This is a genomic window from Bacillus thuringiensis (assembly GCF_001182785.1).
Lineage (GTDB): Bacteria > Bacillota > Bacilli > Bacillales > Bacillaceae_G > Bacillus_A > Bacillus_A thuringiensis_S.
In genome coordinates this window covers 1,848,436-1,866,981 of sequence record NZ_CP012099.1, presented here as the reverse complement: position 1 = coordinate 1,866,981, position 18,546 = coordinate 1,848,436, and the positions used below count along the sequence as shown (strand labels likewise).

Genomic DNA, 18,546 nt, shown 5'->3' with positions numbered 1-18,546 from the left:
GATTAGTCAATTGATGAGGTAAAAAAAATTACTCTTGCGGTAATTCTTTTTTTTCACTATGTTTATGAACTTTCGTCATCAGCTCGTATAATATTTTCTGCTCTTCTTCATTTAATACATCATCAAAAAACGAAGATTGAAATGCAAGTTGCTCTGGCAAGGCTCTCTCTAAAGCTGCTTCTCCTTGCTCTGTAAGACTAATTGTTTTCGTTTTCCAATCTTGTTTTCGTACAATATATCCTTCTTTTTCAAGACGAGTTAACATTCGAGAAATGCCACCTTGTGTAACAGTTACCTTTTCAGCTAACTCCATTTGTGTTAGTGGTTGATACGTACGTATTTGCAAAAGCACATCAAATTGAGCTGTCGTTAAATCAAAACGTTTTAAAAACTCATTTGACATTTGATTACTTTGGTTCGTAAATCGTATTAAACGTAACCATATTAATGATCCTATCGTATTATCACGCATGTTTCATCACTTCCTAGCGTTCATCTTACTATCACTTTACTACGCAAGTGATAAAAAAGCAAGAGAAAATGTAATAAATATAGCGATAGAGTATTGCATAAATAATGATAAGTAAGAATTCATGTAAACATGAATTCTTACTTATCATTATTCTTAACTTTTCATTTCATTACTATATTTAAAGCTGCCATAGCTTTTGGCCAACCAACGTAAAAAGCCATATGTGTTATTAATGCAACCAATTCATTCTCCATAACCCCATTTTGTTTAGCTAGCTTCAGATGAAATGGTAATTGTTCTGTATTACCGAGACTGATTAGTGCTGACACAGTACACAAACTTCTTTCTCTTAATGTTAAAGTGGCATCCCGCCACACTTCCTCAAACAATATCTTTTCACTATAATGAGCAAATGCAGGTGCCATTTCTCTCATTTTCTTTTTAATCTGTACTTCAATAAGTTCATTCTTCATTTTTTTCTCCCTTTATTTTCACCATTTGTGCTATTCCTTGACCAAATGACCAGTTTTCAGCAGCTGTCTCATTTAGTGTAATAAAAATATCCGAAACTTTAACGTCGGAATATTGCGGGATTTTTAAGGATACAGATTGATACAAATCTTTTTTCTGTTGCACCGTTCTTCCCGGTCCACATGTAATAGAAACATATATCATATTCTCTGTTCTCTTTTCTCCTCTTTCCAACAAATAATATGGATTATATAAAAATTTGTTTTGTTGATAAGGTAAGAACATTTGAAAATAATCATTTTCAGGGATGTTAAAATGTTCAATTAATGAAAGATGGATACATTTACCTATTCCCCCCAACTTTTCCTCATTTAATATGTTTTCAGGATAATAAACCTTCACAAAAGGCATAGATTTTCATTCCTTTTCTTAATTTTAATATACAACAAAATTTCATCGTGAAATGTGTAAAATCTCATATACTGTAACACCCTTATTCACTACAATATCAGGCTTCTCTTCATAAAACTCAAACCTACTGTATCCCCATTTATCCGGATTATAAACGATTACATTCCCTAAACACTTTTCATTGTTTTGTACATTTTCATTCATCTTGTTTAATTCAGTCCCAATCAACGTTTTACTTTGAGAAATACTTCCTGCATATTCCACAACATATCTACTTTTCTTAAATCCATCACTTAGATTAACAACTAACGGAACACCTATATTTATTTGTTGCCACCCAAACGATTGTAAAATATTATCGTAATACCCTTCAAAGATAAATTTATTCATCCCTTCATGACCATTCCAAATATATAAAGGTGCATAGCAGTTATAAAAATTCCCGTTTTTCTCCGTTTCCGTAATTAAATAAGCTTTAAAATTTAGTTCTTGGAAACCATCAGTTTTATAGCCATTATCCTTTACCCTTTTCTTAATAATCTCCATGTCATAATCCTTTGGAAGAATGACCTTATATTGCATTCCAATCATGTTTATCACTCACTTTCAATCTTATATACATTATGATAAATCGATAAGTGGCTAACGTAAAATAGGTATAAATTATGTTTGGTATCATTTATAATGATAGTGCATAAGGGGCTGAGATACTTGGAAATAAATGATCTTATTATATTCAAAACTGTAGCCAGTGAGGGTTCTATTAGTAAAGCTGCTAAAGAGTTAGGATATGTTCAACCGAACGTAACTGAGCGAATTAAAAAATTAGAACAAGAGTTAGAAACACCTTTACTACATAGAGATAACAAAGGCGTTTCCTTATTACCTGCTGGTGACATTTTATTAGATTACACAAATAAAATATTAACTCTATTAGAAGAAGTAAAAGATGAAATTAAAATGAGTGGTTCTTCTTATATAATAGCGACGTCACAATCTATTTTGACAAATTATTTAAGTAAGCGTATTGAAGAAAACTTCAGAAATTATCAAATATATGTAGAAAGTAGTAGTCATTTGCAAAAATTACTGCAGCAACAAAAAGTTGATATGGTCATAACTTATGAGGATTATCCTGACGCATCGTTTAAAAAAGTGTTCACGACCTCAATTTCTGTAGGCTTATTAAAAGCGAAAGAAAAATGTACCATTGATTATTCAAAAGAAATTTTCTTCGTTAGCAATGACAAAAAGTGCCCTTTTAGGAATAAGACAATACAATTCCTAAAAGAAAACAATTTATCTCAGCGCCAACTTCAACAGTTGGATTCTTATTCGCTTATGGAAGAGTTTATTAATGATGGAAAAGGAATAGCTTTTTTACCGATTAAAAATGATACATTAGTAATAATTGCAGATGTTCCCATTGAGAATTTCGCTGTTCATTTTTTTACGAATCAAACCTTTATAAAGCATATCCCTGATGAACTATTTGATTAATAAAATGACTTCGTTGACAAACTTTTTTCAAAATAAAAATCCCTCTTTAACGAATCTAAAAGAGGGATTTTTATTTTGAATACAATTGATTTTTCACACGTTTTGCTCCACTTCTGTACTTTTCTCCTTCTTATTCCTTTTAAAACCCTTCAATTTCTTAACCGTCCCAACCAATCCTTTCGGAAAAACAAGTAGCACGATAATATACAATAAACCTAGAATAATCGTCCATCTTTCAAAAATCGGATATTCCGTCGCTAGTTCTGATAAATAATATTTTAGTGATTCAATAATCCCAGATCCAGCAATAGCTCCAATTAACGTTCCGACCCCTCCAATCATCGTCATCAATAATGCATTTAATGTCATTTCAATTGAAAATACAGTCGTATTGACAAAGCGTAATGTAATAACAAATAAACCACCGCTAATTGCAGCTACTATTCCTGCCACTACACTTGCGATTATTTTATAATGGAGGACTTTATATCCAAGTGCTTCAACACGTTGTTCATTTTGTGAAATCGCCTTTAATACTTTCCCAATAGAAGACTTTGTAAAAAGACGTAATAGAATAAAAATGAAGAGTAAACATATAAGTGATACATAATAAAAAGTAAAACGATCACGGAATATTTCTGGTACCCCAAATGTAAAACCATCTCCTCCGTGAGTAAGCCCACGCCATTTTTCAGCAAGTACGAAAAACAACTGTGAAATAGCAAGTGTTAACATTGCATAAAAATGACTTTTCAACCGTAAAGAAAGCAAACCAATTATATAACTAACGATTGCTGAAACAATAATTGCAGCTACTATCCCTATTAAAAAATTCGTTATTGATACGCCTTGCCGATCAAATAAAAGCGCTACCCCATATGCTCCTATCCCAAAGAACATACAATGACCGAACGATACAATTCCTGTATATCCAAGCAATACATCAAAACTCATTGCAAAAATAGCAAAGATGAAGATTTGAGTGAACAAAATTAACAGGCTCCGTGAATCATTTACGAACGGAAATACACTTAAACAAATTAGCATACATACTCCGAAGTATACTTTAATTCGGTCCGATGTGTTGTTCACCATTTCACCCCTTTTCACCAACAAGCCCAGTTGGCTTTACTATTAAGAAAAATAGTAACATTAACATATTAATTGCAAGTGATAAATCTGGTATAAAATACGCTGTAAAAGCACCAGCTAATCCGACAATTAAAGAAGCAATAGCTGAACCTTGTACGCTTCCTAATCCTCCGATAATTACTACTATAAAAGCTAAAATTGCATACTGCATGCCCATCTCGGCGAAAATAACGCCCGAATACGGTGCTAATAAGAAACCTCCCAAAGCTGCCATCCCTGCTCCTAATAAAAAGACGAAAGAAAATATCGCTTTTACATTAATACCAAGCGCTTGAACCATTTCTTTATCCATTACACCTGCACGGATCATAAGACCTATCTTCGTCTTTTTGAGTAATAATAGTAGTGCAATGTAAATAATTATCCCAATCAAAATAACAAATAGACGATATTTAATTAATATAATACCTCCGGATGTAAAACTTCCTTGTAACCATAACGGTAATTTTGCACTAATAGGGTTTGGCCCCCAAAATATTTTAATACACTCACTAAGAACGAGCATTCCTCCAAGCGTAACGAGCAGCTGTCGAACATGATTTCCATATACTGGTCTAATAAGAAACCTCTCTAAAATAAATCCTAGGAACATTCCCATAGCTACTGCTCCAACTAAAGCTAATATATAACTTCCTGTCATATTAAATAACCAAACACCTGTAAATGCTCCCCACGCAAATAAACCACCGTGTGCAAAGTTTAAAACGCTCATTAGACCGAAAATAAGTGAAAGACCTGATGCTAACAAAAAAATGAGCATCCCTGTTGAAATCCCATTTACAAATAAATTTATTAACACATCCATCCTTTTCACCTCGGGTTCATGTTAAGAGATTCCTAAATATTTATGACACATTTCCTTATCCTTTTTTAATTCATTCATAAAACCGTTATGAACAATTCGTCCGTTATCCATAATGTAAAAATAATCGCCAATTTGACTAGCCATTATAAAATTTTGCTCAACAAGTAAAACTGTTGTTTTCTCTTTCATCTTCAAAATAGCTACCATTAATTTCTCCACCATTATCGGGGATAGCCCTTTGCTCGGCTCATCAATAAGTAATAATCCATCACTATTAATAAACGCTCTTGAAATAGCCAACATTTGCTTTTGCCCTCCGCTCAAGAGCCCACTTTTCTTATTCCAAAACTGCTTTAAATCCGGAAATAGTTCCAGCATCCACTCTATTTTCCCTTCTACTTCTTCACCTTTTCCCCTAGCAAGAGCGAATGTTTCTTCTACTGTCAAATCATGAAAAATACCTTGATTTTCTGGTACATACCCTATTCCTTTCCTTGAAATTAAATGTGTAGCTAATCCACTTACTTTTGCACTATCATAATAAATTTCACCATCTGCAATCCGGTGAAACCCCATAACTGAACGTAATGTCGTTGTTTTCCCTGCCCCGTTTCTACCAAACAGTACAGTAATCGTCCCTTTCTCAACAGCAAGAGATACTCCTTGCAAAATATGAAACTGATCTAAATACGTCTCTATATTATTCACTTGTAATAGTGCCACTATATAATCCCCCTAAATAAGCACTTTGCACACGCTCATCTTTCATAATTTCTTCTGGCAATCCTTCAGCTAATAACTCTCCATGAAATAAAACGATAAGATGATCTGACAAACCTAATATCATATCCATTTTGTGTTCAATAAGTACAATTGTGCTCTCTGGATGTTTCTTAATATTTTCAATCACTTGTAATATAGCAGGTACTTCCTCAACCGAAATACCTGCCGTCGGCTCATCAAGTAATAACACATCCGTTTTTAAAGCTAATAACATCGCAAGTTCTAGCTTTCTTTTCTCTCCATGTGCCAAATCTTTCGCTAATACGTTCTCTTTCTCGTGAAGTAATACTGTTTTTAAGAAACGTCTCGCCTCTCCAACTTGTTGCTTTAATTTTGCTGGACTCGGGAAAAAACTATAGTAATCTTGTACGAATGATTGAACACTTAAACGGACATTTTCAAGTACCGTTAATTCTGGGAATATGTTTGTAAGTTGAAAAGAGCGACCGATTCCTAAGCGTGTTCGATCTGAAATCGATAGTTTTGTAATATCTTGCCCTTTAAAATACACTTCACCTGTTGTGGGTGAAATCTGGCCACTTAGTAAATTAAACAATGTTGTCTTCCCTGCACCGTTTGGCCCGATAATAGAAATGAGCTTTCCTTTTTGGACAGTTAAATTCACATCTTTAATAACATGATGTTCACCAAAAGATACGCTAAGATTTTTCGTCTCTAGCAAATGTGTCACGAAATCCCTCCCTTTAAAGCCGTGAGTTTGAAAGAAATACATATAAAGAGGGTCCCCCCTCTTTATACAATGAAACAACAGAAAATTCAGTCTATTTATTTTGAACTGGTGGTTCTGTTTCTTTCATCGTTAATTCTCGCTCTAACACCGGCACCGGATAATCAACACCATCTTGCTTTTTCAATGTGATAGAATACAGCGTCTGCATCGCTTGGTGGTCCTTCTCTCTAAACTTCATCTTTCCTTTCGGTGTATCAAATTCCATTCCTTCCATTTTCTTAATCAAGGTATCTACATCTGTATCACCTTTTGTTTTCTTTAAGGCTTCTACAATAGAAATTGCTGCTGACATTCCTCCCGCTGTAAACAAATCTGGCACTGCACCATTAAAACGTTTTTTATGCTCTTCAACTAGCCAATCATTCACTTTATTTTTTGGAAGTGTGTGATAATATACAGAAAAACCTTGCATACCTACTAATGCATCCATTGTTTTTAATGCTGGTATATCTGGCGCACCTGTAGAAATTTTAATACCTTGCGCTTCCACATTCATATCTTTCAACTGTTTCCAAGGTGAATTTGCCCCTGCCCAAACGATAAATAAATAATCTGGTTTTGAACTAATGATATTTTGAATATTCGCTGTAAAATCTGTTGAATTTGTATCCGCGTATTGCTCATTTACAATGTTCGCACCTAATTTTTTCGCACCCGCTTTAAATGCAGCAATCCCTTCACGACCAAAAGCGTTATCTGGGGCAAATGTCGCAATCTTTACATCTTTTTTCGCAATTGCTGCTGCTCCTGCAATCGCATCTTGTGAGGAACTTCTTCCAGTTCTAAAAATATATTTATTCCAGTTCTTCCCGGTAATACTATCCGCAACTGCCGGTTCTACAACCATAATCTTTTCATATTCTTCAGCCAGTGGTAAAACCGCTAACGTATCACTTGAACTAGACGATCCAACTAAAAAATCAACTTTCTCTTCTTCTAATAACTTCGTAGCTTTTTTAACTGCTACATCCGCTTTCGTTTCTGTATCTTCTACAACAAACTTAATCTTTTTCCCATCTACTTTCCCAGTTCCACCAGTTGCATAGTCTAACCCTAATTCAAATCCGTTCACTGTTTGTTTTCCATACGATTCTAATGGACCTGTTAATGAGGCAAGAACCCCTACTTTAATCGTTTTTTCATCCTCTGTACTTGTTTTCTTTCCTGAACAAGCTGCCGTTATTAATAATGAACCTAGAACACAACCAGTAAACATCGTCTTTAGCCACTTACGTTTTTTCATCGACATTGTGATCCTCCCCATACTTTACTTTCTGATAGAATCAAACACGCCAAAATCCCCTGTCCGTAATCATGACTAACTAATTCGATAGATAATGGAAAACTCTTGTAGTACCCTCTACATTCGGCACAAATATATAATCACCTTCCTATGTAATGGAAACGGACATACAATCAATATATATTCTGCAATCCAATTGAAAATACTGTTTCATTTCAGTAATGACCATACAAAAAGACTAACTTATTTTTAAGTTAGTCTTTTCCCCTTAATTAGAGTTAAGTTCTACTTTCTCTAACCCTTCAGCCAATTGTTTCTTATCTAGTCCTTCTCCTATTACTACTAAGTTTGTCGGGAAACCGAAGTCTTGTTCTAGTAAAGTCGGTACTCCGAAAGAATATTGGAATAGGTGAGGGTATTTATCTCCATGGAATTTCACAAAACCTTTCACTCGATAAATACTATCTGGTAAATTCGAAAGCCATTCATATAATTTGTCTTGATCGATCGGTTTCGTAAATTGATACGTCATCGTTTGTATATGTAAATGCTGTTTGACATGTAGTGTCTCATGTTCCTCATCATTTGTAAATTCTGCTTCTTCTATATCTTGTAAAGATATATTACAATACTTCGTCTCATATATTTTCGCATGATCATTTATTGCCTTTACTTCTTCAAGTACTGTGTTCTTATCTTCATCTGTTAGTAAATCTGCTTTATTAACAAGAATATGACTACCAAATTTCAGTTGCTCATGCAATAGCTGTTGTACATTTGCACTTAATATACTTCGGTTTAACCACCTTACTGCATCTAAAACGACTACAATTGATTTCACTTCCAGGAAAGGAGCTAAAATTGGTGAGACACACGCGTCTAACACTTCAATTGGATGCGCAACACCTGTCGTTTCTATATAAATTACATCTGGTCTTTCTTGTTGGTATAACGAATGTAATTGTATTTCAAGCTCTTCTTTTAACGTACAACAAATACAGCCTTTAAGAAGTTCTCTTAAAACATTCTCTTTTCCAATAATATCTGTATCTACCGAGTATTCACCAATTTCATTCATTAATACTGCAACTTTTCTATTCTTCTTTTTCTCTGCTAACAATAAATTTTGTAATAATGTTGATTTTCCACTACCTAAAAAACCACCTAATATATGAATCTCCACTTTATTCATTCAACCGACCATCCATTTCTTTACTTCAAATGTATTCAAAGCGTAATAATTACGATTTATATTTATCATTTTATTAAAAGAATGACCATTTGTAAATATAAGAGATTCACTGTTCATTTACTTCATATGCAACTCTAACTCCAGACTCAATTGCTCCTTGCATCCATCCATGTGTTAATGTCGTATGCTCACCAGCAAAATGGACTTTCCCTGCCGGTGATGTCATATATGGGAATAACTCTAGCTCTTGCCCTGGTTCAAAAGCTGTAAATGCTCCACAAGAATACGGATTCTTACTCCAACTAAATGATGTACCAGTAACAAATTCACTATAAACTACATTTCCATATATTTGTGCTAGATTATTTAATGCATACCGCACACGTTCCCCATTAGGTAAACTATCCCAAGTTAAAGCCTCATCCGCCCACGTATAACTAGCCAACATAACAGCCGGTCCCGGCGTATGAATGCCATAACTCGGATAATATGTAAATCTTATAGGCAAATCAGTAATAGACTTACCTCCGCACTGCCCTTCTCTTTCCCAAAATCTACTTCGAAATTGTATTGCAATTTTAGTCGCAGCGATATAATTTAATTCGCGGATTGCGCGTCTTTTAAAATAAGAAAATAAGTGATACGGCTGGATTTCTACGAATCGTAATGCGGAAAATGGAATGGTGACAATCGCACTGTCACCTGTAATTATAAACCGCTTTAACGTTTCTCCGTTGTTTACTTGCATCATTACTTTATTATCTTCTTGTATGATTTTATCAACCTTATATGGCATTAAAATATGTTCCCTTAATTGTGGTAAGAATGCATTCGATAACTTATCCATTCCACCAGTTATTTCATAATATTTCGTTGTTGAAGTAAAGAAAATCATTTCACGTAATACTTCAATTAAGGACATTCCCATATAAGCTTCCATATCAAGAAGTACCCCGATCATATCTATTGCACCATCTGAATAATACTCTGTTAAAAATGACCCAAGCGAGTATGTTTTATATTTTTTTTCTACGATAATCCAGTTTGTATTAGGATCTTTTTTAATAAAATTAAGTATGGGTTCTAATACCACTAACATTAATTCTTCTGCCGTTTTTCCTTTTTCATTCTCTAAAACTGGATATTTAAGTACACTCGGATCGTTTTCAAACACACTCAGTCTCGTTCTAATATTATTCGTATAAATGATATCTAAAGGAGTTTTATTAATAAAAAGATTTAACGGTAGTTTAAATTTACGAATGTAAGCTAAAGTTAACTTATGAGTTTCAGGAATCCTCATTGGTCCTGCATTAAAATATAAACCATCGCTAAACGATTCACGAATCGTATATATTCTCCCGCCTATTCGGTTATTCGCTTCTAAAATCGTTACTTTATGACCTGCTTCTTTTAATAACGATGCTGCAACTAACCCTGAAATTCCTGCACCAACAATAATAATCTGCTTTGGATTGTTCGTTTTAACGAGCCCCACATTAATAATATGAAGCATTCTTTCCATCGTTAATGGCTGCTCCATGTCCTTTTCCCCTTTTATAAAGGATTTTACTGAATTATATTCGGTTACCTTCATTCCTATGTTTTGGGCAAGGAATTACACGGATACATTTTCAAATACTTGAATATCTTTTATAAAATGTAATAAACTAGATATGACTCTATAGAAGTAAGACGTATTATCTTACATAATAAAATCAATGAAATTGCGAGGAATTTTGAAATGAAAAAAGGTATTAACCGTGTTGTATTAGTAGGAACAGGAGCAGTTGGATGTAGTTATGCTTACTGCATGATTAACCAAGCCGTAGCTGAAGAATTTGTTTTAGTCGATGTAAATGAGGCAAAAGCTGAAGGGGAAGCAATGGATTTAAGTCATGCTGTTCCATTCGCACCAGCTCCAACTAGAGTATGGAAAGGCAGCTACGAAGATTGTAAAGATGCTGACCTTGTAGTTATTACAGCTGGATTACCACAAAAGCCAGGCGAAACACGTTTAGATTTAGTTGAGAAAAACGCTAAAATCTTTAAACAAATCGTTCGCAGTATTATGGATAGCGGATTTGATGGCATCTTCTTAATCGCAACAAACCCTGTAGATATTTTAACTTACGTAACTTGGAAAGAATCTGGTTTACCGAAAGAACGTGTAATTGGTTCTGGTACAACACTTGATTCTGCTCGTTTCCGCTATATGTTAGGTGAGTACTTCAATATTGGCCCACACAACATTCACGCTTATATTATCGGAGAACACGGCGATACTGAACTTCCAGTTTGGAGTCATGTTTCCGTTGGTATCCAAAAACTACAAACACTGCTTGAAAAAGACAACACGTATAATCAAGAAGATTTAGACAAAATTTTCATAAACGTCCGTGATGCAGCTTACCATATTATTGAGCGTAAAGGCGCAACTTATTATGGTATCGGTATGTCACTTCTACGTGTTACAAAAGCAATTTTAAACGATGAAAATAGTGTATTAACTGTATCAGCTTACTTAGAAGGTCAATATGGTCAAAAAGATGTTTACATCGGGGTACCTGCTGTTTTAAATCGCGGCGGTGTTCGTGAAATTTTAGAAGTTGAACTAAGTGAAGAAGAAGAATTAAAATTCGATCACTCTGTTCAAGTATTGAAAGAAACAATGGCTCCAGTTCTTTAATTAAGATAAAAAAGCAATCCAATTTATTTTGGATTGCTTTTTTTATTTTCATTATCCCCTATGACTTTTTAATGATTTTCTATCATTTCTTATTTTCCAGTCGTATCCTCATTATTTATATCAAACACATCTAATAAAAAAATAAAGATTGGTATGCCGATAATAAGCCCCCATATTCCGAGGAAATGCTCTGAGAAGATGAGAATCATAAATGTATAAAAGATTGGTAAATTTGTTTTTGCAGACATAAACTTCGGATTTAAAAAATAACTTTCAAGAGCATGGATGACTGTTATGAACACGATTATGTATACTACGTACATAACCCCGCCTACGTTGTAAGCAATGATACAAAGTGGAAACAAAGAAATAATCACACCTGCAACAGGAATCAACCCTAGTAAGAAAATCATAACAGCTAATACGAGTAGCTGTGGAAATCCTAAAACGATTAATGCAATGACAGTAAGAATACAATTTACAACGGCAATTAAAAACTGAGCTTCAATTACTTTACCGAACGATCTTGCAAATCTTTCACCAAAATATGCAATTTCCTCATAAAAGATCTTTAGCTTACTGTCTTTAAACTTAGATGTAAATGTAATAATACGCTCTTTTTCTAATAAGAAAAATAAGCTTAAAATTAGAGATAATAATATTTGTAAACTTACCTTCCCTATATTTGCTATTGATTGATATATGACATCTACACCTTGTTCTATATATTTTGATACTTCCATCCCATTAATTGTCGAAAGTGCATATTTAACGATTTCATTATCAGGTGGATTTTGAAAAAACAGTTTAAATTGATAAATTAATTGTGAAATTTGTATCGTCAGCACAGGTAAATATTTATATAATGTTGTGCCTATAAAGGAAACTAGTATTATATACAAACATGCAATAACAATTTTCCGGTTTACTTTCAATTTTCTTGAAATAAAACGTTGAAATCGATCCATTAAAAACGTCAGTATAAACGTAATTAATATTAAATTGATCATACTTTTTAATGCATATAATACAAGCGCTACTATTATTAAAACGAGAAACCGTTGAAACCCTCTACTTCGAAAAAAACTCTTTACTTCATTCATTAAGAATTAACCTCCCCCTTCAATGGATGGAAATTGAATATATTACATTTTATGAACTCCTATAGACAATCTTTCTTACTAATTGAGAAGAATCCTTTTTTTCTTTTCATATTGTTAGATTCGTTTAACTGAGATCCACCAACATATTTCGGTGGATCTCAGTTATTTTTCATATAATCTTTTTATAAACTAGGTGATTTTCTATTTTTAGACTGCTGTTCATACGCATATCCAATATTGAAAAGCTCTTTTTCACCAAACTGTTTCCCTACAAACACTACACCGATTGGTTCTCTATTTTTATCATATCCAGCAGGAACCGCTAATTCCGGATAACCAGCTACAGCTGATAGAAGAACTTCATCGTTATTAATCATAACTAGAGCATCCAAACCTTTTTCTACTAAATACCTATCTAGCTCTTTTTTTGCATTTTCTTGACTCGTTTGCACTACGTTTTCGAACTCTTCTTTCGTTATAGCAGATTTTTCAGACCCCTCAATTAATGTTTGTCCGTATTTTATTCGTCTTTTACTATCCTTTTTATTAAACGCTATAATCTCTTCTAACGATTTTACCGGTACATTTTTTTGCTGTGAAAAATAGTCGTTTACATTATGCTTGAACTCATATTCTAATGTTTGCAAATTATCTACACCCTCAGCACTTAACTGGATATTATCAGTTAATATCGCACCTGCATCTTGAAGGTCTTTTCTAATTTTTTCTGCTACTGCTTTTCTATTTTCATCTTGTTGGTCTATAGAAAAAAGAAGCCCTATCTTTTTCCCTTTTAATCCATCTATTGATAAATCCTTTGTATAATCAATCCTTTCTTTATCTTTCATTTTTTCTGTCATAACATCTTTTTCGTCATAACCTATCATTGCATTAAATAACGTTGCTGCATCTTTTACTGTTCTTGCCATAGGTCCTGCTGTATCAAGAGTTTCAGCTAATGGAATAATTCCTGTTCTACTTACCATACCTAAAGATGGACGTAACCCAACTACTGATTGCTGCGTTGCAGGTGCAACAATCGATCCCGTCGTTTCTGTTCCGATTGCAAGCGGTGCAAAATCTGCCGCAACTACTGTAGCAGATCCTGAACTTGATCCTGAAGTATCGAATGTAATCGGACCGTACGGATTTAAATTTTGTCCTTTCTTCCCACTATATCCACTTGGCATTGTAAAAGATAAATAGTTCGCCCACTCAGACATATTCGCTTTTCCTAAAACAAATGCTCCTTCTTCTTTCAACTGCTTCACAATTGTTGCGTCTTGATCTGCAATCCAATCTTTTAATACATAAGTTCCTGCACTAGTCGGCATCACTTTTTCCGTCTGTACATTATCTTTTACAACGACAGGAATACCATATAAATTCGAATTTTTGTTTCTACCCCGCTCTTGATCTAACTTTCTTGCTTCTTCCATCGCATTAGGATTTATCTCTGTAACAGAATTTAATGTTATTCCATTTTGATCATGTTCTTGTATTCTAAAGAGATAAATACTCGTTAATTCTTCATATGACAACTTTCCATCATCAATCATTTTTTGAAGCTCATCTACAGTCGCATTTACGACTTCTTTTTCTTTTATCTTTACATTTTCTATATTGATTCCTTTAAGCTGATTATGTATCGGTTGTAGCACTCTTTCTTTTTCATATACAATATGCTCTGGTTCCTTTGGAAAATAATTTTTATACACGTAATATCCGCCGGCACATGCTAATAAGACAATGCCTCCAGCGATAGACAGCGTTACCTTTACCCATTTCTTCATGTTGTTTCCTCCACTCTATAAGGTGCTTCTTTATACGAAAAAGAGAGTTACCTTTTACTTAACTCTCTCCAATCAAAATGCTAAATGAAAAAATGAAAGATTTCAATCTAATTACTTCTTTTTTTGCATTTGCTTCGCTAACATTTCTTTCACTTGATTATACGTTAACCCTGAATTTTCATTTAAACGCTTTACTTCCTCAACATCAGTACCTACCACTGTATATTTTTTCTCATCATTCATTTTTCTAATTCCCTTCTCACCGGATTATTTCTTATATTTCTTCCCTAAATGCGTATAAATTAACACCACTACAAAAAAGGAAGCTGTTTTTAAGCACAGCTTCCTTCTCGTTACATATTGTATTTCTTAATAAAATTTCACTACATCTTCAGTAGGCAAGAACGTTCTTTCTGCTGGTTGTTCGTTTGGTTCACCAAATGGCATTTGACCTACTAAGCTCCACTCTGCCGGAATGTTCCAAGTTTCTTTCACTTCAGCATCTACGATTGGATTGTAATGTTGTAATGACGCCCCAATTCCTTCAGCAGATAATAGCATCCACACAGTGTGTTGTAACATCGCATTTCCTTGATGAGACCAGAATGGGAACTGATCTTTATATAATGGTGCATTTTCTTGCATTTTTTCTACAGTTGCTTGATCTTCAAAGAATAGAACTGTTCCTACACCTGCATGGAAGCCTTTTAGTCTTTCTACAGTCGCTTCAAAGTTTTCTGCTGGTACGCGAGCTCTTAGTGTTTCTTTAACAATATCCCAAAACTTTTCATGCTCTCCATCCATTAATACAACCATACGACCACTTTGCATATTGAAAGATGTTGGTGCGTGTAAAGCTGTTTTTAACACTTCTTCAATTCTTTCTTTCGTAATTGCATCGTTTTTTGTTACTTTACGAATTGAACGGCGGTTCACAATTGCTTCTTTTAAGTTTGTTGTAGTTGCTGACATTTTAATTCCTCCAAATGTTTGTTTTATAATTTATTTTGTTATTTCATAACAAGCGAATTAGCAATATCCATCGGTATTACATTGCATACCTTCAAATGAATTTGTTTTATCCTTTTCAATTTCTTTATCAATGACCCTTTCTAGTGTTTCTTTACTAGCAAGCCCTTGAATGACTTCATCTCCAATCATGACAGTTGGAACAGCCATAATATTCGCTTCATCATATGCGTGCTGAATTGCTTCTTGATGTTTTTCTTTATATTTACGAGTTACTAAAGCATCTTTAAATTCTGCTTCAGGAAGTCCTACTTCTACCGCTAATGTTGTTAACACATCAATATCTTCAATGTTTTGCTCTTCTTGGAAAAATGCTGTGAATACGCGGTGATGATACTCATTACCTAGTCCACGTTCTTTCGCAAATTGACATCCTTCGAAAGCTAAATGCGTATATGGATGTGGTGAAACACGTGGCAAGCGCATATCAATTCCTAATTTCTTCGCTGTCGGAAGAATGAAAGCATCCCATGAACCTAATTTTTCTGGCTCATTCCATGGATCAATTTTTGAATATGGACTTGGACGTAATTCAAATGGCATCCATTCAATCTCTACATCTTTCTCTTTCGCTACCTCATCTAGTGGACCTTTTGCTAAAAAACAAAACGGACATATAAAATCTGAGTATACTTTCATTTTTACAGTCATAATTTTTACACCTTACCTTCATCGTTGTAATTGAATCGGTTACATTAATGGTAAAAAAATATAAATATTATTTAAGCATTCATTTTTTCTTGCAAAGTTTCAAACAATTGCCCCATCGTAATAGTTCTCAAAACTTCTTCCATCGCGGATTGCGCTTGAATTAAAATAATTTCTAACACCGCTTGAATATTCGCCCCAATTGGACAATCTGGATTTGGTTGCTCGTGAATGTGAAATAGCTTGTCTTCTTCTACTACATTCACTGCATGATACACATCTAACAATGTGATTTCATGTAAATCTTTTAGTAATCCCGCGCCACCTGGTCCACGATTTACATAAACAAAGCCAGCTTGTTTCAAATACGACATAATTTTACGAATGACTACTGGATTTGTATTCACACTCTCAGCCATATAGTCTGAAGTGCATAGTGAAGATGGATTGTTTTTTAAAATAGATAAAATATGAACAGCTATAGAAAAGCGGCTACTAATTTTCATCGTAATCACCACCTTGATGTAATCATTATAGTTACAACAAAAAGATAAGTCAATCCTTTTCATAGATTTTTTTATAAGTAAATTAAAAAGTGTCCCATTATAATATATGAGACACCCCTTTTTATTCTGCAAATAGCGCTTGAAATTCTTCAATAAATAGCTGCACAGCGATTGAAGAATCCTTTAATGAAGGAACAGCTAAAGCAATTTCTCTCCATACTTGTGGTTCCAATTCTCTCGTTTGCACATTTTTTGGTAAATTTGTTAAAGATAATTCAGCTAATATTGCAATGCCTAATCCTTCTTGAATCATATTTAAAGCTGTAGTAACTGTCGAAATTACATACTCAGCCCGAAGTGGTACGTTTGCTTGTTTAAACATGTCAATAATAGGTGGTTCGTATCCGCCCTTACATAATATGATTGGTTCATTCTCTAAATCACTAATGGTAATAGAGTCCTTCTTACAGAGAGGATGATCCTCTCTTAAGATAGCAACCATTTTCCCCTTCGTTAATGGAACAATCTCCATATCTTTATTAGGCAAAATAACAATTCCTATATCAATAACCCTCGATACTAACCAATCTTCAACTTCTTTAATCGTTCCTTCACAAAGAACTACTTCTAAGTTCGGATACTTCTCCTTAAAAAGGTTTATCATTTTGGGTAAGAAATGTGCAGAGGCACTCGGAAAACTACCAATTCGAATCGTCCCAACTTCGTGTCCTTTCTCCATCGCAACTTCTTGTTCAATCTTCTCTACACCGTTCAAAATCTCTCTAATATGTACAAGAATCCTGTTTCCTACATCCGTAATGAGGAGCCCTTTTCGTTTATCACGTATAAGAATAGTAACGCCTAACTCTGACTCAATACTTGAAATCGCATGACTAACAGCTGGCTGCGTCATATTTAATACCCTGGCGGCCTTCGTAAAACTACCTAACTCAACAGTTTTTATTAATACTTGCAGTTGTGTAATGGTCATAACTAATCACTTATACTCCTTATAAAAAAGATTCATTTTATTTATTACAGTCGATATCATATCATAGTGAAATGAATAACAACAAGGAGGTCTTTCAGTGACACAGCTTTCTCGAACTAAGACGGCCATAATCCTTACCTTTCTCGTTTTCATGTGGGGAATCAATTGGCCTTTATCAAAGTTTGCCCTGCATTATACACCACCTGTTTTATTTGCAGGCGTTCGAACTTTAATTGGAGGATTCATTTTACTCCTGTTCGCATTACCGAAATACAAAGAGTTACATTTAAAAGAAACGTGGCATTTATACGTTATTTCTTCTTTACTTAACATCATTATATTTTACGGGTTACAAACTGTCGGCCTTCAATATATGCCTGCTGGGTTATTTTCCGCCATTGTATTTCTACAACCAGTTTTACTCGGTATTTTCTCGTGGATATGGCTTGAAGAATCAATGTACGGCTTGAAAATTTTCGGGCTTGTTCTCGGATTTATTGGTGTAGGTGTTATTAGCTCTAGCAGTTTAACAGGACATATTTCTATTATTGGAACCCTTCTCGCGTTAGGATGCGCTATTGGCTGGGCACTTGGCACAGTATTTATTAAGAAGACTGGTCACCGTGTTAATGCCATTTGGATGGTAACACTTCAGCTTATTATTGGTGGCCTTTGCTTAATCGGATTTGGTTCAGAGTTTGAAAGCTGGTCTAGTATCGCTTGGAGTATACCATTTGTTAGCGTACTTCTCTTTATTTCATTCTTTGTTATTGCAATGGGGTGGCTTGCATACTTCACACTTGTTGGAGCTGGTGAAGCAAGTAAAGTTGGGGCTTATACATTCCTCATTCCACTAATTGCTATTATTGTAAGTTCAATTTTCTTACATGAGGCCATTACAATGAGCTTATTTATTGGGCTATTATTTATTGTTGTGAGCATTTGTTTTGTAAATATAAAACCGAAAGCATTTGCTGTAAGGCAGCGGGTTGAAGTGAAATAAACGT

At 34.2% G+C, this 18,546-nt stretch carries 21 protein-coding genes; 3 read left to right on the top strand and 18 right to left on the bottom strand.

The annotated features are described in order from the left end of the window. Nucleotides 1-28: 28 nt before the first annotated feature. The 4 genes from AC241_RS09785 to AC241_RS09770 all read right to left on the bottom strand — a co-directional run bounded on the left by AC241_RS09785 (nt 29) and on the right by AC241_RS09770 (nt 1,945). The gene (locus AC241_RS09785; RefSeq protein WP_001205523.1) at nt 29-472 is read right to left on the bottom strand and encodes a MarR family winged helix-turn-helix transcriptional regulator; all 444 of its coding nucleotides are present in this window, start codon (nt 470-472) and stop codon (nt 29-31) included. A gap of 161 nt (nt 473-633) precedes the next feature. Beyond that, nucleotides 634-945: a carboxymuconolactone decarboxylase family protein gene (locus AC241_RS09780; protein ID WP_048563984.1), complete on the bottom strand. Its 312-nt coding sequence runs from the start codon at nt 943-945 to the stop codon at nt 634-636. Then, nucleotides 935-1,354: a tautomerase family protein gene (locus AC241_RS09775; RefSeq protein WP_029442022.1), complete on the bottom strand. Its 420-nt coding sequence runs from the start codon at nt 1,352-1,354 to the stop codon at nt 935-937. Before AC241_RS09775 ends, AC241_RS09780 begins: the two co-directional genes overlap by 11 nt. A 42-nt stretch (nt 1,355-1,396) precedes the next feature. Further along, complete coding sequence (locus tag AC241_RS09770) at nt 1,397-1,945, bottom strand: DUF4865 family protein (protein WP_029442021.1); 549 nt, start codon at nt 1,943-1,945, stop codon at nt 1,397-1,399. A 120-nt stretch (nt 1,946-2,065) separates the two neighbouring features. Here AC241_RS09770 and AC241_RS09765 point away from each other — a divergent pair, with 120 nt between their 5' ends. Continuing rightward, complete coding sequence (locus AC241_RS09765; protein WP_016082022.1) at nt 2,066-2,854, top strand: LysR family transcriptional regulator; 789 nt, start codon at nt 2,066-2,068, stop codon at nt 2,852-2,854. A gap of 93 nt (nt 2,855-2,947) precedes the next feature. Here the strand turns inward: AC241_RS09765 and AC241_RS09760 are convergent, their stop codons facing one another. The 7 genes from AC241_RS09760 to AC241_RS09730 all read right to left on the bottom strand — a co-directional run bounded on the left by AC241_RS09760 (nt 2,948) and on the right by AC241_RS09730 (nt 10,323). Next, nucleotides 2,948-3,901 (bottom strand): branched-chain amino acid ABC transporter permease, encoded by a 954-nt coding sequence (locus tag AC241_RS09760; RefSeq protein WP_016082023.1) that lies wholly within the window; start codon nt 3,899-3,901, stop codon nt 2,948-2,950. A 49-nt stretch (nt 3,902-3,950) separates the two neighbouring features. Continuing rightward, nucleotides 3,951-4,811 carry a branched-chain amino acid ABC transporter permease gene (locus tag AC241_RS09755; RefSeq protein ID WP_000382788.1) on the bottom strand — a complete coding sequence of 287 codons (861 nt, stop codon included), beginning with the start codon at nt 4,809-4,811 and terminating at the stop codon, nt 3,951-3,953. Nucleotides 4,812-4,832: 21 nt separating this feature from the next. Further along, on the bottom strand, nt 4,833-5,534 hold the full coding sequence (locus AC241_RS09750; RefSeq protein WP_029442019.1) for an ABC transporter ATP-binding protein: 702 nt from the start codon (nt 5,532-5,534) through the stop codon (nt 4,833-4,835). Next, a complete protein-coding gene (locus AC241_RS09745) occupies nt 5,512-6,285 on the bottom strand; it encodes an ABC transporter ATP-binding protein (protein ID WP_000149324.1) in 774 nt (257 codons plus the stop codon). Before AC241_RS09745 ends, AC241_RS09750 begins: the two co-directional genes overlap by 23 nt. 91 nt (nt 6,286-6,376) lie before the next feature. Beyond that, nucleotides 6,377-7,594, bottom strand: coding sequence for a substrate-binding domain-containing protein (locus AC241_RS09740; RefSeq protein ID WP_000061996.1), 1,218 nt, complete (start codon nt 7,592-7,594; stop codon nt 6,377-6,379). A 262-nt stretch (nt 7,595-7,856) separates the two neighbouring features. After that, a complete protein-coding gene (locus AC241_RS09735; RefSeq protein WP_029442016.1) occupies nt 7,857-8,780 on the bottom strand; it encodes a CobW family GTP-binding protein in 924 nt (307 codons plus the stop codon). Nucleotides 8,781-8,886: 106 nt separating this feature from the next. Further along, the gene (locus tag AC241_RS09730) at nt 8,887-10,323 is read right to left on the bottom strand and encodes a flavin monoamine oxidase family protein (RefSeq protein ID WP_016082028.1); all 1,437 of its coding nucleotides are present in this window, start codon (nt 10,321-10,323) and stop codon (nt 8,887-8,889) included. A 201-nt stretch (nt 10,324-10,524) separates the two neighbouring features. On the opposite strand from AC241_RS09730, the gene AC241_RS09725 reads away from it, so the two are divergent. Continuing rightward, a complete protein-coding gene (locus AC241_RS09725; protein ID WP_000715327.1) occupies nt 10,525-11,469 on the top strand; it encodes an L-lactate dehydrogenase in 945 nt (314 codons plus the stop codon). Between the two features lie 89 nt (nt 11,470-11,558). Here AC241_RS09725 and AC241_RS09720 read toward each other — a convergent pair whose 3' ends face one another. From AC241_RS09720 to AC241_RS09690, 7 genes are all read right to left on the bottom strand, one after another. Continuing rightward, on the bottom strand, nt 11,559-12,572 hold the full coding sequence (locus tag AC241_RS09720) for an AI-2E family transporter (protein ID WP_016082029.1): 1,014 nt from the start codon (nt 12,570-12,572) through the stop codon (nt 11,559-11,561). 182 nt (nt 12,573-12,754) lie between these two features. Next, complete coding sequence (locus AC241_RS09715; RefSeq protein WP_050843288.1) at nt 12,755-14,365, bottom strand: amidase family protein; 1,611 nt, start codon at nt 14,363-14,365, stop codon at nt 12,755-12,757. A gap of 111 nt (nt 14,366-14,476) precedes the next feature. Beyond that, nucleotides 14,477-14,608, bottom strand: a complete 132-nt coding sequence (locus tag AC241_RS35685; RefSeq protein ID WP_050843286.1) for a hypothetical protein — start codon at nt 14,606-14,608, stop codon at nt 14,477-14,479. Nucleotides 14,609-14,734: 126 nt separating this feature from the next. Next, on the bottom strand, nt 14,735-15,337 hold the full coding sequence (locus AC241_RS09705) for a nitroreductase family protein (RefSeq protein WP_001277021.1): 603 nt from the start codon (nt 15,335-15,337) through the stop codon (nt 14,735-14,737). Nucleotides 15,338-15,394: 57 nt separating this feature from the next. Then, nucleotides 15,395-16,045, bottom strand: coding sequence for a DsbA family oxidoreductase (locus AC241_RS09700; RefSeq protein ID WP_016082031.1), 651 nt, complete (start codon nt 16,043-16,045; stop codon nt 15,395-15,397). 71 nt (nt 16,046-16,116) lie between these two features. Further along, on the bottom strand, nt 16,117-16,548 hold the full coding sequence (locus AC241_RS09695) for an Rrf2 family transcriptional regulator (protein WP_016082032.1): 432 nt from the start codon (nt 16,546-16,548) through the stop codon (nt 16,117-16,119). A 121-nt stretch (nt 16,549-16,669) separates the two neighbouring features. Continuing rightward, on the bottom strand, nt 16,670-17,539 hold the full coding sequence (locus AC241_RS09690; RefSeq protein ID WP_016082033.1) for a LysR family transcriptional regulator: 870 nt from the start codon (nt 17,537-17,539) through the stop codon (nt 16,670-16,672). A gap of 97 nt (nt 17,540-17,636) precedes the next feature. On the opposite strand from AC241_RS09690, the gene AC241_RS09685 reads away from it, so the two are divergent. Then, a complete protein-coding gene (locus AC241_RS09685; RefSeq protein ID WP_050843284.1) occupies nt 17,637-18,542 on the top strand; it encodes a DMT family transporter in 906 nt (301 codons plus the stop codon). Nucleotides 18,543-18,546 lie beyond the last annotated feature (4 nt).